General features: G+C 43.5%; 8 protein-coding genes, 1 tRNA gene and 2 rRNA genes. 7 read left to right on the top strand and 4 right to left on the bottom strand.

What is annotated here, in order from left to right:
- Positions 1 to 4 precede the first annotated feature (4 nt).
- Positions 5 to 1,357: an RIP metalloprotease RseP gene (gene rseP, locus E4N74_RS06940; RefSeq protein ID WP_255804759.1), complete on the top strand. Its 1,353-nt coding sequence runs from the start codon at positions 5 to 7 to the stop codon at positions 1,355 to 1,357.
- Positions 1,358 to 1,370: 13 nt separating this feature from the next.
- Positions 1,371 to 1,754, top strand: a complete 384-nt coding sequence (locus E4N74_RS06935; RefSeq protein WP_338113391.1) for an FMN-binding protein — start codon at positions 1,371 to 1,373, stop codon at positions 1,752 to 1,754.
- A gap of 10 nt (positions 1,755 to 1,764) precedes the next feature.
- Here E4N74_RS06935 and leuS read toward each other — a convergent pair whose 3' ends face one another.
- The 4 genes from leuS to E4N74_RS06915 form a co-directional block, all read right to left on the bottom strand.
- The gene (leuS, locus tag E4N74_RS06930) at positions 1,765 to 4,341 is read right to left on the bottom strand and encodes a leucine--tRNA ligase (protein WP_255817104.1); all 2,577 of its coding nucleotides are present in this window, start codon (positions 4,339 to 4,341) and stop codon (positions 1,765 to 1,767) included.
- Positions 4,342 to 4,655: 314 nt separating this feature from the next.
- Positions 4,656 to 6,704 carry an NAD(P)(+) transhydrogenase (Re/Si-specific) subunit beta gene (locus E4N74_RS06925; protein ID WP_255817103.1) on the bottom strand — a complete coding sequence of 683 codons (2,049 nt, stop codon included), beginning with the start codon at positions 6,702 to 6,704 and terminating at the stop codon, positions 4,656 to 4,658.
- Positions 6,701 to 7,003, bottom strand: coding sequence for an NAD(P) transhydrogenase subunit alpha part 2 (locus E4N74_RS06920; protein WP_255817102.1), 303 nt, complete (start codon positions 7,001 to 7,003; stop codon positions 6,701 to 6,703). Before E4N74_RS06920 ends, E4N74_RS06925 begins: the two co-directional genes overlap by 4 nt.
- On the bottom strand, positions 7,000 to 8,157 hold the full coding sequence (locus E4N74_RS06915; RefSeq protein WP_255817101.1) for an NAD(P) transhydrogenase subunit alpha: 1,158 nt from the start codon (positions 8,155 to 8,157) through the stop codon (positions 7,000 to 7,002). The genes E4N74_RS06920 and E4N74_RS06915 overlap by 4 nt, the downstream gene beginning before the upstream one ends.
- A 240-nt stretch (positions 8,158 to 8,397) precedes the next feature.
- Here E4N74_RS06915 and E4N74_RS06910 point away from each other — a divergent pair, with 240 nt between their 5' ends.
- The 5 genes from E4N74_RS06910 to E4N74_RS06890 all read left to right on the top strand — a co-directional run bounded on the left by E4N74_RS06910 (position 8,398) and on the right by E4N74_RS06890 (position 14,722).
- Positions 8,398 to 8,838: a hypothetical protein gene (locus tag E4N74_RS06910; RefSeq protein ID WP_255817100.1), complete on the top strand. Its 441-nt coding sequence runs from the start codon at positions 8,398 to 8,400 to the stop codon at positions 8,836 to 8,838.
- Between the two features lie 28 nt (positions 8,839 to 8,866).
- Complete coding sequence (locus E4N74_RS06905; protein WP_044977248.1) at positions 8,867 to 9,292, top strand: hypothetical protein; 426 nt, start codon at positions 8,867 to 8,869, stop codon at positions 9,290 to 9,292.
- 520 nt (positions 9,293 to 9,812) lie between these two features.
- Positions 9,813 to 11,356: ribosomal RNA gene (locus E4N74_RS06900) — 16S ribosomal RNA — on the top strand.
- 135 nt (positions 11,357 to 11,491) lie between these two features.
- Positions 11,492 to 11,565, top strand: a tRNA-Ile gene (locus E4N74_RS06895).
- Between the two features lie 173 nt (positions 11,566 to 11,738).
- Positions 11,739 to 14,722 (top strand): 23S ribosomal RNA (locus E4N74_RS06890).
- The 16S and 23S rRNA genes sit together here with 1 tRNA gene alongside, the layout of an rRNA operon.
- Positions 14,723 to 14,762: the final 40 nt, after the last annotated feature.

The raw sequence follows: 14,762 nt of genomic DNA, 5'->3' as shown, positions 1-14,762 counted from the left end.
ATTTATGGTTAAGATTTTAATAGGTTTGATTATATTGAGTATCATGGTCTTTATCCATGAGCTTGGTCATTTTATTGCCGCAAAACTCTGCGGTGTTGTAGTAGAAAGTTTTTCGATAGGCTGGGGACCTGTTCTTTTTAAAAAAAAGAAAGGAGACACGGAATATAGAATTTCTGCAATCCCAATGGGAGGTTATTGCGGCATGAAAGGAGAAAAAGCCTTTCAGCAAGCTATCGAAGAAAACCTCTCTGCAATTCCTAAAAAAAAGGGAGAGCTTTACGGTGTACACCCTTTTAAGCGGATTATAATTGCCTTTGCCGGCCCCTTTGCAAACTATATAAGTGCGGTTCTTGCCCTTGCTATTGTAAGTGCTATAGGTTCAAGCTATTATACAAGCTCAAATAAGATAGCTCCGGTTTATTATTACAACGAAGCCGACAACTCTCCTGCCCGCGAGGCCGATTTAAGGATGGGGGATGTAATTTTAAGCATTAACGGTGAAAAAACCGAGACCTTTGCAGATATTGTGCGTCTCATTGTGCCTGAAGCACAGGAAGAGGTTACCTTAGAAATAGAAAGAGATGGGCAAATTATCATAAAAAAACTTAAGCCCAAGCTCGACCCAAAAACCGGTGCAGGAATAATAGGTTTTTATTCTTTTATTCCCCTTGAAATAGGTGAAGTAAAGCCTTCTTCATCTGCCGAACTTGCAGGCCTTAAAAAAGGCGACCTTATTACGGAATTGAACGGAATTGAAGTTGCCAATACTGTAGATTTTAGCCGAGCTCTAGATGGTATAAACGACAAGACTGCCGAACTGGGAATTTTAAGAGGCGGAAACAAGATTACAAAAACCGTAAGCCTTATCAGAACCGAAAACGGGGTAGACCTAGGTTTAAGCATGAAATCTATCAAGGTCGAAATTCCCGGAACAGGCTTTTTTAGGAGCATAGTGAACGGTTTTGTTTCAACCCACAAGGCCTTTGTTTTAACGTTTAAAAGTTTAGGTCTTTTGTTTAAGGGGGTTGATCTAAGGCAGGCTGTTTCAGGCCCTGTCCGTATTACCCACATGTTGGGAGATGTAGCTGCCCAAGGTTTTAAGGCCGGTTTTTTAATAGGCCTTTCCGATATCTTAAACTTTATAAGTATAATTTCTATTTCTCTTTTTATAATGAATTTATTGCCCATTCCAATCTTGGACGGAGGCTTAATTCTTTTTGCTTTTATAGAATTTATCTTTAGAAGGCAAATCCATCCGAAAGTGCTGTACTATGTTCAGTTTATCGGCATAGCCTTTATTGCAATAGTTTTCGTATTTGCCCTCTGGGGGGACATAGGATATTTTTTAGGCAGGTGAACTTTCAAATATGATTAAAAAAATTTGTTTTGCCCTTATAGTTTTTATTTTTAGCAGCCTTTTATTTTCTTGTAATGAAAAAAATGATGAAAAGATTGTTTCAGGTATTTTTGAAGGAAAGGCAGAAAGTCTGATGGGAAATATGAGCGTAAGGGTTGTGATAGAAAAAAACGAAATTAAACATATAGATATCTTAGAGTATGCCGATACGCCCGGCTACAGCGATGCCGTTTTTGAATACCTGCCTAAAAGGATTGTCGAAAAAAATTCTACGGATGTGGATATCGTAGCCGGTGCTACCCTAACGAGCAAGGCCTTTTTAGAAGCTGTAAATGATGCTCTAAAAAAAGCCGGCCTAAAGGCTGGCCTAAAGGCCAAAAAGAATAGCCCTTGTTAAGTAGGATGCCCTATTGTACAACAATATTTACAAGTTTATCGGGCACTGTAATTATCTTTTTTATCTCCTTGCCTTCAATGTTGCGGACAGCACCCTCATTTGAAAGTGCAAGGCGTTCCAGTTCCTCTTTAGAGGTACCTGCCTCTGCCTCAAATTTACCTCGGAGTTTTCCGTTTACCTGTACTACCACCGTGCAGGTTTGGTCAACGCAGAATTTTTCTACAAACATCGGCCAGTGAGAATAGGCTATCGATTCATCATTACCCATCTTTTGCCAAAGCTCTTCAGCCAAGTGAGGAGCGTAGGGGTTTAAAAGTTTTACAAAATTATACCAAACATAGTGGGGTGTTTTTTTGTGCTTTGAAACCTCGTTTATAAAAATCATCATCTGGCTTATGGCAGTGTTAAAGTTAAGAGAGGCTGTGTCCTCGGTTACCTTTTTTATGGTCTTATTTAAAAGAACAGTGAGTGTCTTGGTTTCAGGGGTCGAGGTATCGTTGACCGGCGTTTTATATATTTCCCTATCGGATAGATTCCATATTTTTTCCAAAAACCTGAATACTCCCATAATACCGCTTGTGTTCCAAGGTTTTGAAACCTCTAAGGGGCCTAAGAACATTTCGTAGAGGCGCAGAGTGTCTGCTCCGTATTCTTTTATGATGTCATCGGGATTGATAACGTTCTTTAAACTCTTGGACATCTTGGCTATTACCTGTTCAAGTTTTTCTCCGGTTTCAATGTCTTCAAATTCGGTTTCCGATATTTTTTTTACCTTATCGGCCGGAACAAGGCTCTTGTTTTTTCTCATGTAGGCAAAGGAGGTTATCATTCCCTGATTTACAAGCCGTGTAAAGGGTTCTTTTGTAGAGACCAGACCCAGATCATACAAGACCTTGTGCCAAAACCTTGCATATAATAGATGGAGAACTGCATGTTCGGTTCCTCCTACATAGAGATCTACAGGCATCCAGTAATCGCATTTTTCTTTGTCGGCAAAGGCTTCGTTGTTATGAGGGTCTATAAAGCGGAGATAGTACCAGCAAGAACCGGCCCACTGAGGCATTGTATTGGTTTCCCGTTTTGCTTCCTTTCCGCATTTGGGACATTTTGTATTTACCCAAGAGTCGATAGCAGCCAAGGGGCTTTCTCCTGTACCTGTGGGAGTATAACTTTCTACTTGGGGGAGGGTTAGGGGAAGGTCTTTTTCGTCTATAGGCACTATTCCGCAAGAGGGGCAGTGTACCAAGGGTATGGGCTCACCCCAATAGCGCTGACGGCTGAAAATCCAGTCACGGAGTTTGTAGTTTACGGCTCTTTTTGCAAGGCCTAAGTTTTCAAGATATTCCGTGATCTTTGTCTTTGCTTCTTCCGTTTTTAGACCGTCAAACTGTTTTGAGTTTACCGAATAGCCGTCCTCGGTTGTACAAGCCTCAGGTTCCTCAGAAAAGTCTCTTTTTCCGCTTTCCCATTCTTCCGCACCGGCTACAACCTTGATTTTAGGCAGATTGAATTGGGCAGCAAACTCAAAGTCTCTTTCATCATGGGCGGGTACTGCCATAATTGCTCCCGTGCCGTAGGAGATTAAAATATAGTCCGAAATCCAGACGGGGATTTTTTGTTCCGTCAATGGATTGATTGCATAGGCTCCCGTAAAAACGCCGGTCTTGTTTTTTGCGAGGTCTGTTCTTTCGAGGTCGCTTTTTTTTGCGGCCTCTTCGATATAAGCGGCAACGGCTTTTTCTTGGCTGCTTGTAGTTATGCTTTTTACTAGCTCGTGTTCCGGGGCCAAGACCATGTAGGTCGCTCCGAAAATCGTGTCGGGGCGGGTTGTATAAACCTTGATTTTTTGCCCCGTTTCTTTTCCGTCCTTATCGACAAGGGCAAAGTCAACCTCAGCTCCCGTACTCTTGCCTATCCAATTTTTTTGCATGATTTTGATGGATTCGGGCCAGTCGAGTTCGTCCAAGTCTTCTAAGAGGCGTTCGGCATATTCGGTTATCTTTAAAATCCACTGCCTCAAGTTTTTGCGCTTTATTTGAGCTCCGCATCTTTCGCATTTTCCATCCTTTACTTCCTCGTTTGCAAGGCCTGTTAAGCAGGAAGGACACCAGTTGATGGGCGCTTCTTTTTCGTAGGCTAGTCCTTTTTTAAATAATTGAAGGAATATCCACTGGGTCCATTTATAATAGGATTCTTCGCTTGTAGAAATTTCCCTATCCCAGTCATAGCTTAAACCTATCGATTTTATTTGCTTCTTAAAGGTTTCGATATTTTTTCGGGTGGTAATAAGAGGATGAACGCCCGTCTTAATGGCATAGTTTTCTGCAGGCAGTCCGAAGGAGTCAAAACCCATCGGATGCAGCACATTGTATCCGTTCATACGTAAAAAACGGCTGTAAATGTCCGTTGCAGTATAGCCTTCAGGGTGTCCTACATGAAGACCGTCTCCCGAAGGATAGGGAAACATATCCAAAATATAGAGTCTCTTATCTTTAGGATAATTTTTGTCTTCAACTGTTTTAAAGGTTTTGTTTTCTTCCCAATATTTTTGCCATTTAGGTTCTATCGTACTAAAAGGATAAGCCATGTTTTACTCCGAGTATATTAAATTGACGGAAAGCATTTTATATAAAAGAGGGAGAAAATTCAAGTGCCGATGAACAATGTACATCCAGAGTACATTTTTGAACTTCAAGTTTGCCTGAAGGCAAAACATCGACAGGAGGTCGATTACTGTAGACTATTGCGATGTTTTTCAAAGCTTGTCTTTGAAAAACTCGGTGTCAAATGCGTACAAGGACGTACGCATTTGACATAACCACGGACATCCTGAGTCCGTTTATGAATGTACGTCCTTAGTCCTTTTTCAAGTTAAAGGGGCTTTTAAAAAGCCCCTTTAACTTATAGATTTTCCAATATCTTGTTTAAACTATCCTTTGCATCTCCTAAGAGCATCATAGTGTTGGGATTAGGTTCATACAAGGGGTTTGGAACTCCCGCATAGCCGGGCTGAAGGTCATAGTTACAGATGATTAGCTTTTTAGCTTTTTCTGCAGCCAAGACAGGCATTCCGTAAATGGGCGTACCTTCTGCCGTGTTTGCGGCAGGGTTTACAACATCGCTTGCTCCGATTATGATAGCCAAATCCGCCTTATCGAAGTCGGGGTTTATGGTTTCCATTTCGTAGAGCTTGTCATAGGGAATATCGACCTCGCAAAGAAGTACGTTCATGTGGCCGGGCATTCTTCCTGCGACGGGATGGATTGCAAAGCGCACGTTCTTTCCCATAGCTTCGAGTTTATCTGCAAGTTGTTTTACCAAGCCTTGTGCCTGTGAAAGAGCCATGCCGTAGCCCGGAATAATGATGATTTCCTTTGCATCGTTAAACCAAGGGCCGATTTGAGCTTCGGCCGGCCGGTTAGTGCTTGATGCCGGACTTGAAGAAGCTCCTCCCGATGTGTTTTCTGAGGCGTTCCCTGACTCTCCGCTTGAGTTTTTAGTTCTGAGGGAGTCTAGCATGGTGTTTATGCTTTCCTTTGCATCTCCTAAGAGCATCATAGTGTTGGGATTAGGTTCATACAATGGATTTGGAACTCCAGCATAGCCAGGCTGAAGGTCATAGTTACAGATTATTAGCTTTTTCGCTTTTTCTGCAGCCAAGACAGGCATTCCGTAGATGGGTGTGCCTTCTGCCGTGTTTGCGGCAGGGTTTACAACATCGCTTGCTCCTATGATTATGGCCAAATCCGTCTTATCGAAGTCCGGGTTTATGGTTTCCATTTCGTAGAGCTTGTCATAGGGAATATCGACCTCGCAAAGAAGTACGTTCATGTGGCCGGGCATTCTTCCTGCGACGGGATGGATTGCAAAGCGCACGTTCTTTCCCATAGCTTCGAGTTTATCTGCGAGTTGTTTTACCAAGCCTTGTGCCTGTGAAAGAGCCATGCCGTAGCCCGGAATAATGATAATTTCCTTTGCGTTGTTAAACCATGAGGGAAGCTGTGATTTATCGGCATGTCCTGTTGCCGTAAGCGCTTGTTGAGCAGGTTTTGCTTCTTCCGTTTGCTGAGCTTTTGCTTCCGATGCTCCTTTTGATGAAGGTTCTGAAGGCTTTGCGGGCTGTGCCGGCTTAGCCGGTGAAGCCGCCTTACTGAAAAGAATATTTGCGAGGCTCCTATTCATTGCTCTGCACATAATCTGGGTAAGCAGGAGCCCTGAAGCTCCGACTATGCCTCCGACAGATACCAAAAGAATATCTCTTATTGCCATACCTGCAATTGAGGCTGCAACACCGGAAGTGGAATTTAAAAGAGAAATCGTAATCGGCATGTCCGCTCCGCCTACACGTATAGCAAAGAAGATACCGAAAAGAAGGCTTATTACAAGCCCTGCAACCGAAATGCTCATCATTAGTTCAGGCTTAATAGGAAGAAGAACGATGAAGGCTATCATTCCTAAAAAGCTGACTGTGGTCAAAGCCTGATGAGCAGGCAGAACCGTTGGTTTTTGAGGAAGAAGCTTGTGAAGCTTTCCTGCGGCTATTAAGCTGCCTGAAAAGGTTAAAGCTCCTACTGCTAAGGCTATCCCTCCCGTAACGATAGCAAATATTCCTGTTTGAGAATTAACCGCTGCGAGAGTTAAGAGGGCTGCAACAGCCGAAGCTGCTCCGCCTAAACCGTTGAGTAAGGCAACCGTTTGGGGCATGGTAATCATTTCTACTTTTATTGTGAGGTAAATACCGATTGCCGCTCCTATCGCAAGTCCTGCCCACATCATTCCTGCAGAGAATATATTATATTTATAAAGGGTTACGCATACGGCTGCGAGCATACAAAGGGCACTTAAACGGTTTCCCTTAACTGCCGATTTAACCTTACTCATCATGTTGATTCCTAAAAGAACCCCAATGCTGAGTACTCCGCAAATAATATAATAAACCGTATTCGTCATTTTATACCCTCTTTAGATTCATTGCCCGTTTTAAACATTTTAAGCATTCTGTCCGTAAGACCGAAGCCGGCAACTACATTTATTGTTGCACAAATGATGCCTATACAGCCGAAAATCTTGCTGCCTGTTGTAACTGCATATGCCGTAGCGGTCATAGTTGCCAAAATGGTAATGCCGGATAAGGCATTCATACCCGACATAAGAGGGGTATGCAAAAGACTTGGTACGTTCTTGATCAGCTTGTAGCCTATAAGGGTCGTTACAACAAAGACAAGAACCAGTATCAATTCCAAACTCATATGCCCATTGCCTCCCTGGCTCCCTTATGAACGATTTCGCCGTCAATAGTGGTAAGGATACCTTTGACGATGTCATCGTTTCTATCAAGCTCGATTTTTCCGTCCTTGATAAGATAGCGGGTGAGGTTGCAAATATTTTGAGCAAACATCCATGTAGAGCTTGAAGGAAGAAGTCCGGGGATGTTTTTAATACCTACAAGGTGAACATTGTGTTTTTTTACGACTTCGCCCGGAGGTGTTAACTCACAGTTTCCGCCTTGGTCGATTGAAATATCAACGATTACCGAACCGGGTTTCATAGTTTTTACCATTTCTTCCGTTATAATAACCGGAGCGAGTTTTCCCGGAACAAGGGCCGAAAGGAAGATTATGTCCATGTCCTTAATATGAGGAGCGAGCAGCTTTCTTTCGTTTTCGAGGGTCTCTTTTTTAAGATGAAGAGCATATCCGCCTTCACCGATGGCTTCATTTTCAGGAACACCTAAATCGATAATCTTAGCACCGAGGGACTGAGCTTGTTCACGGGCTGCAGGCCTAATATCTGCTGCATAAGTTACAGCTCCAAGTCTTTTTGCTGTTGCAAGGGCCTGTAAGCCTCCTACACCTGTTCCGACTACTAAGACATTCATAGGTTTAATCATACCTACAGCACAGAAAATTTGAGGGATAAAGCGCGGCAAGAGATTTGCAGCAATTAAAATTCCTTTGTAACCTGCACAAGTACTCATCGAAGTAAGAGCATCCATGTTTTGTGCCCTTGAAATTCGAGGAACTCCGTCGAGTGTTAAAGAAATAACGCCTTTTTTCGCCATGTTTTTAACCATTTCATGGTTAACAGGGGCTGCAGGGTGAATAAACGTGATAAGATACTGTCCTTTATGCATCATATCGATTTCATGACAGCCCATTGCATCATTATAAAGGGGTTCTTTTACCTTTAAAATGATTTCCGAATCGGAAAAAAGTTTTTTAACATCGGAAACTACTTCTGCTCCGGCCTTTTCATATTCCGGATCGTGGAAATAGGCGCCTTCACCGGCCCCTTTTTCTACTAAAACTTTGTGTCCGTCTTTAACCAAAAGCTCACATGTTTCCGGGGTAGCGGCAACACGGTCTTCTCCATGCATGATTTCCTTAGGAATACCAATAATCATAAAATCCTCCTATAGAGTACAGTTTTATATAGCTCTACTGAACTCTTAATTTCAATCGATTATACCATAGTACGCCATTACCGTCAAGGTTCGATTTTTGATGTATTTTTGATAGTCTTGCTAGCATATTTTTAAATTTATTTATTTAAGCTCTTATCTTTTTTTTAAAATTGTGATAAAACCATACTCATAGTTTAAGTTGTGCGTATACCAACTAAATTAAAAATTTAGGAGAAAAAAATGAAAACATGTAGAAAAATTATTCTTTTGGCTTTAACGCTGTCTGTTGTGTTTGTTTTTTCATGTAAAACAAATGAGAACAAAAGCAGTCCGGCAAAAAACAATGGTGATCTAAGTAAATATGAGCTGGTAGCAGAAGCTGCAACAAAACAGTGTCCCGTAATGCTTGATGAAATAACAAGGCTTGATTCCGTTCAATACAATGCAAAAGAACATGCTCTAGTTTATAGCTACAGCATAATGAACATAAAAAAATCGGATATTCCTGCTAATACTGTAGACCTCACCTTAGGAATGATGAGAGATGCTATGTTATCCGGCTTAAAAGGTCAGGCTGCACTGGATATGTTTAGAAAAGACAAGGTAAAACTTGTTTATGTTTTTAAAGATAAGGAAGGTAAAGAGCTTTTTGTATTTGATTTTAAACACACGGAATATTAAAAAACATATAAAATTTTAGGAGATTAAGATGAAAATAATGAAAAAAATAAGTATTTTAACGGCAATAATGATCTGTTTTGTATGTTGTTTTGCTTGTGCTAAAGACAGCGATAAAGACGGATATAAAACTAACTATAAAATTATAGCTGATTCTTTAAACAAGCAGTGCCCTACAAAAATAGATGATAATATTCAGCTGGATGAGGTTAACTATGTTGAAGATTCTCATACCCTGCAATATATTTATTCCTTTACTGCCATGCTTAAAAGCGATAATACGGAAGATGTATGGAAACTGATTGAATCTGCTACAAAAGAAGCTCTTACCACGGAATTTAAGTCTCAGACCAGTGTTGAACAATTTCGAAAGGATAAATTGAATATGGAATTTGTATATAATGACAAAAATAAAGAGAGTTTGTTTACCATCGTACTTACTCCGGGTGAGTATTAAATATCAAATCAATGTCTTTCTGTTTTTGTTAAAAATAAATGAAAATTTTACAAAAAATCCTATAAAAAGGACTTGACAAAAGTTGTAGAAAGGTATATATTCGCTTTCACCGTCTGAGAGGGCGGGATTGCATTGAAAAGCGCAGAAAACACCAGAAAAGTTTTGAAAGTTTTGCTTTTTGAATGAAGACGAGGCTTCTTAAGTTTAGCAGTTTAAAAGCTGCAAAAATGTTAAAAAAAATAAAAAAACTTTTAGAAAGCACTTGACAAAAAGTGAGGAAATAATGTATACTCACTTTTGCTCGCTAAATAGCATTTTATGCTTTTTAGCAAATGATATTTGAAACTAAGAGGGAAGGGAAAGAACAAAAATAGCCAAAGCGAAAAGCTTTTGGTAAGGAAAGTATCAAAAACCGGTAAGGGTTAAGCTGATTAACCTTTACCAAATTCCTTAACAATATAAGTAAGGGACAAACTAAAATTAGAAATCAACCGCTCTTTAAGGGCGGCTTGAAATAATAATGATGGAGAGTTTGATCCTGGCTCAGAACGAACGCTGGCGGCGCGTCTTAAGCATGCAAGTCGAACGGTAAGGGAGAGCTTGCTCTCCCCTAGAGTGGCGGACTGGTGAGTAACGCGTGGGTGACCTGCCCTGAAGATGGGGATAGCTAGTAGAAATATTAGATAATACCGAATGTGCTTATACGGATAAAGCCGTATAAGGAAAAGGAGCTACGGCTCCGCTTTAGGATGGGCCTGCGTCCCATTAGCTGGTTGGTGAGGTAAAGGCTCACCAAGGCAACGATGGGTATCCGGCCTGAGAGGGTGAACGGACACATTGGGACTGAGATACGGCCCAAACTCCTACGGGAGGCAGCAGCTAAGAATCTTCCGCAATGGACGAAAGTCTGACGGAGCGACGCCGTGTGAATGAAGAAGGCCGAAAGGTTGTAAAATTCTTTTGCAGATGAAGAATAAGGGGAAGAGGGAATGCTTCTCTGATGACGGTAGTCATGCGAATAAGCCCCGGCTAATTACGTGCCAGCAGCCGCGGTAACACGTAAGGGGCGAGCGTTGTTCGGAATTATTGGGCGTAAAGGGTATGTAGGCGGTTAGGTAAGCCTGGTGTGAAATCTACGAGCTCAACTCGTAAACTGCATTGGGTACTGCTTAACTTGAATCACGGAGGGGAAACCGGAATTCCAAGTGTAGGGGTGGAATCTGTAGATATTTGGAAGAACACCGGTGGCGAAGGCGGGTTTCTGGCCGATGATTGACGCTGATATACGAAGGTGCGGGGAGCAAACAGGATTAGATACCCTGGTAGTCCGCACAGTAAACTATGTACACTAGGTGTCGGGGCAAGAGCTTCGGTGCCGACGCAAACGCATTAAGTGTACCGCCTGGGAAGTATGCCCGCAAGGGTGAAACTCAAAGGAATTGACGGGGGCCCACACAAGCGGTGGAGCATGTGGTTTAATTCGATGATACGCGAGGAACCTTACCTGGGTTTGACATCAAGAGCAATGACATAGAGATATGGCAGCGTAGCAATACGGCTCTTGACAGGTGCTGCATGGCTGTCGTCAGCTCGTGCCGTGAGGTGTTGGGTTAAGTCCCGCAACGAGCGCAACCCCTACTGCCAGTTACTAACAGGTAAAGCTGAGGACTCTGGCGGAACTGCCGATGACAAATCGGAGGAAGGTGGGGATGACGTCAAGTCATCATGGCCCTTACGTCCAGGGCTACACACGTGCTACAATGGTTGCTACAAATCGAAGCGACACCGCGAGGTCAAGCAAAACGCAAAAAAGCAATCGTAGTCCGGATTGAAGTCTGAAACTCGACTTCATGAAGTTGGAATCGCTAGTAATCGCACATCAGCACGGTGCGGTGAATACGTTCCTGGGCCTTGTACACACCGCCCGTCACACCATCCGAGTCGAGGGTACCCGAAGTCGCTAGTCTAACCGTAAGGAGGACGGTGCCGAAGGTACGTTTGGTAAGGAGGGTGAAGTCGTAACAAGGTAGCCGTACCGGAAGGTGCGGCTGGATCACCTCCTTTCTAAGAGAAAGGGTAAGTATAGAAGGTTGTTTTAACTTTCTAAATAATATACAAACTAATACTTGTATAATAGTCTTGAAGTACACAAGACAATTTGATACTTCTTTCTGTTCTTTCCTGAAACTCTTTTTTATAGGGCCTGTAGCTCAGTCGGTTAGAGCACTTCTCTGATAAGGAAGGGGTCATTAGTTCAACTCTAATCAGGCCCAAACCGATTGAAAATCGGCTCAGCGTGTCCTTTTAGGATTTTGCAAAAGATATTTGACATAGATAGGGAAGGGAATGAAGGCGCTGGAATGTAAGTACATTACAGCGTGAAACTTAAGAAAAATACAAAACTTCTTTTTAAGCGAAAAGTGAAAGAAAGAAGGGACAATAATATGGTCAAGCGAAGAAATAGGTTTATGGCGAATGCCTATGGAGCTGAGAGGCGAAGAAGGCCGTGGTAAGCTGCGAAAAGTTCCGTGTAGGAGCACACATCCTGTGATACGGAAATAGCCGAATGGGGTAACCCGTTAGTAGTGATACTAACATTACGCTCTTGAATAAAATAGAGAGGTAAAGCGATACTGAGTGAACTGAACCATCTAAGTAACTCAAGGAAAAGAAATCAAAAGAGATTCCGAAAGTAGCGGCGAGCGAAATTGGAGGAGCCTAAACCCTTATAGAGGGAGTTGAAGGGCTGCATCGGCGTGGGACCGACAAGTGATAAATTCGATTTATAGCAGAAAGGTTTTGGGAAAGCCTGGCGCAGAGGGTGAAACCCCCGTAAGCGAAATAAATCGGACTTGTTGATGCAGTACCTGAGTACGGCGGGGCACGAGGAATCCTGTCGGAAATCGGGTCGACCACGATCCAAGGCTAAATACTACTCAAGCTACCGATAGTGAACAAGTACCGTGAGGGAAAGGTGAAAAGAACCCCAGTAAGGGGAGTGAAATAGAACCTGAAACCGTAAACCAACAAGATGTTACAGCCCCTTTATGGGGTAGTAGCGTGCCTTTTGTAGAATGAGCCTGCGAGTTACGATATGCAGCGAGGTTAAGGAATAGAAGTTCCGGAGCCTAAGGGAAACCGAGTCTTAATAGGGCGTATCAGCGAAAGCTGAAGTTTAGTTGCATGTCGTAGACCCGAAGCCGGAGTGATCTAGTCATGAGCAGGTTGAAGCAAGGGTAAAACCTTGTGGAGGACCGAACTATAATCTGTTAAAAAAGGTATGGATGACTTGTGACTAGGAGTGAAAGGCTAATCAAACCCGGAAATAGCTGGTTCTCCCCGAAATGCCTTTAGGGACAGCCTCATATAAAATTATCGGAGGTAAAGCACTAGTTGGACTAGGGGGCGTCAAAGCCTACCAAACCCAGTTAAACTCTGAATGCCGATAATCAACGTATGGGAGTGAGACTGCGTGCGCTAAGGTTCGCAAGTCAAAAGGGAAACAGCCCAGACCGTCAGCTAAGGTCCCCAAATACTGCTTGAGTGTGAAATGAAGTGTGGATACCTAGACAGCCAGGAGGTTGGCTTAGAAGCAGCAATTCCTTTAAAGAGTGCGTAACAGCTCACTGGTCGAGTGTCCATGCGCAGATAATGTAACGGGGCTAAGCAGTATACCGAAGCTACGGGTCTTATGCGATTAAAGCATAAGGCGGTAGGGGAGCATTCCATTAACTGATGAAGGCATACTCGCGAGAGGTGCTGGAGGAAATGGAAGAGAGAATGCAGGTATAAGTAACGAAAAGGGAGGTGAGATCCCTCCCCGCCGAAAATCTAAGGTTTCCTGGGTAAAGGTAATCTTCCCAGGGTAAGTCGGCCCCTAAGGCGAGGACGAAGGTCATAGTCGATGGGAAATCGGTTCATATTCCGATACCTTTTATAATTTCGATGGCAGGACGCATGAGGTGAAACCCGGCCGGCTAACGGATGCCGGTCAAAGTAAGCGAGCCGTTAAAAAGGATGAATAGGCAAATCCGTCATCCAAGGTAAGCTGCGACAGCGAGTGAAACTAAGGTGGAGCGAAGCGGGCGTAATCAAGGTGCCGGGAAATACTGTCTAAGGTTAGGTTATAAAAGACCGTACCGTAAACCGACACAGGTAGATGGGATGAGAAATCTAAGGCGCTCGAGAGAACTCGCGTTAAGGAATTCGGCAAAATGCACACGTAACTTCGGAAAAAGTGTGGCCTCCTTTTTTTAAAAGTTGAGGAGGCGGCAGAAAGCAGGCCCAGGCGACTGTTTATCAAAAACACAGCCATCTGCGAACCAGCAATGGGACGTATAGGTGGTGACACCTGCCCGGTGCCGGAAGGTTAAGAGGAGAGGTTAACAGCAATGTGAAGCTTTGAATTGAAGCCCCGGTAAACGGCGGCCGTAACTATAACGGTCCTAAGGTAGCGAAATTCCTTGTCGGGTAAGTTCCGACCCGCACGAATGGTGTAACGATTCTGGGCACTGTCTCAACGCGAGACTCGGTGAAATTTATATACCGGTAAAGAAGCCGGTTACCCATAGTTAGACGGAAAGACCCCGTGAACCTTCACCGCAACTTATTATTGGGACTTGGTTTATCATGTGTAGAATAGGTGGAAGGCTATGAAGCTTGGCCGTTAGGTTGAGTGGAGCCGGCAAGTGAAATACCACCCTTGATAAATCAGGTTTCTAACTCTTCCCGTGAAGCCGGGATGGGGACAGTGATAGGCAGGCGGTTTGACTGGGGCGGTCGCCTCCTAAAGAGTAACGGAGGTGCGCGAAGGTCTCCTCACGCCGGTTGGAAATCGGCGCAGCGAGTGTAAAGGCACAAGGAGGCTTAACTGCGAGAGTGACAGCTCGAGCAGATACGAAAGTAGGTCTTAATGATCTGGCGGTAGCGAGTGGAAGCGCCGTCACTTAACGGATAAAAGGTACTCCGGGGATAACAGGCTGATATTCCCCAAGAGTTCACATCGACGGGAATGTTTGGCACCTCGATGTCGGCTCATCGCATCCTGGGGCTGAAGCAGGTCCCAAGGGTTTGGCTGTTCGCCAATTAAAGCGGTACGTGAGCTGGGTTCAGAACGTCGCGAGACAGTTCGGTCCCTATCTGCTATGGGCGTTGGATACGTGAGAGGAGCTGTTTTTAGTACGAGAGGACCGAAATGGACGAACCTCTGGTGTACCGGTTATCCTGCCAAGGGTAATTGCCGGGTAGCTATCGTTCGGAAGGGATAACCGCTGAAGGCATCTAAGTGGGAAGCCCGCCTCAAGACTACGTATCCCTGAGGGTTTAACCCTCCTAAAGACTCCTTGCACACTACAAGGTTGATAGGTTGGAGGTCTAAGCACAGTAATGTGTTAAGCCGACCAATACTAATAAGTCGTGAGGCTTGACCATATTATTGTTTCTTTTTTCTATATATAAAAAATTAACCTTT

Origin of the sequence: Treponema putidum, from assembly GCF_024401155.1 — a bacterium.
In the GTDB taxonomy this organism is placed as follows: domain Bacteria; phylum Spirochaetota; class Spirochaetia; order Treponematales; family Treponemataceae; genus Treponema_B; species Treponema_B putidum.
The sequence above is the reverse complement of the archived record's forward strand: the minus strand, read 5'-3'. Positions and strand labels throughout refer to the sequence as shown.

What these genes read in the sequence shown, in the direction of transcription:
- rseP (WP_255804759.1), top strand. Translation starts at nt 5, where the DNA reads ATGGTTAAGATTTTAATAGGTTTGATTATATTGAGTATCATGGTCTTT.
- leuS (WP_255817104.1), bottom strand. Translation starts at nt 4,341, where the DNA reads ATGGCTTATCCTTTTAGTACGATAGAACCTAAATGGCAAAAATATTGG.
- E4N74_RS06925 (WP_255817103.1), bottom strand. Translation starts at nt 6,704, where the DNA reads ATGACGAATACGGTTTATTATATTATTTGCGGAGTACTCAGCATTGGG.
- E4N74_RS06920 (WP_255817102.1), bottom strand. Translation starts at nt 7,003, where the DNA reads ATGAGTTTGGAATTGATACTGGTTCTTGTCTTTGTTGTAACGACCCTT.
- E4N74_RS06915 (WP_255817101.1), bottom strand. Translation starts at nt 8,157, where the DNA reads ATGATTATTGGTATTCCTAAGGAAATCATGCATGGAGAAGACCGTGTT.
- E4N74_RS06910 (WP_255817100.1), top strand. Translation starts at nt 8,398, where the DNA reads ATGAAAACATGTAGAAAAATTATTCTTTTGGCTTTAACGCTGTCTGTT.
- E4N74_RS06905 (WP_044977248.1), top strand. Translation starts at nt 8,867, where the DNA reads ATGAAAATAATGAAAAAAATAAGTATTTTAACGGCAATAATGATCTGT.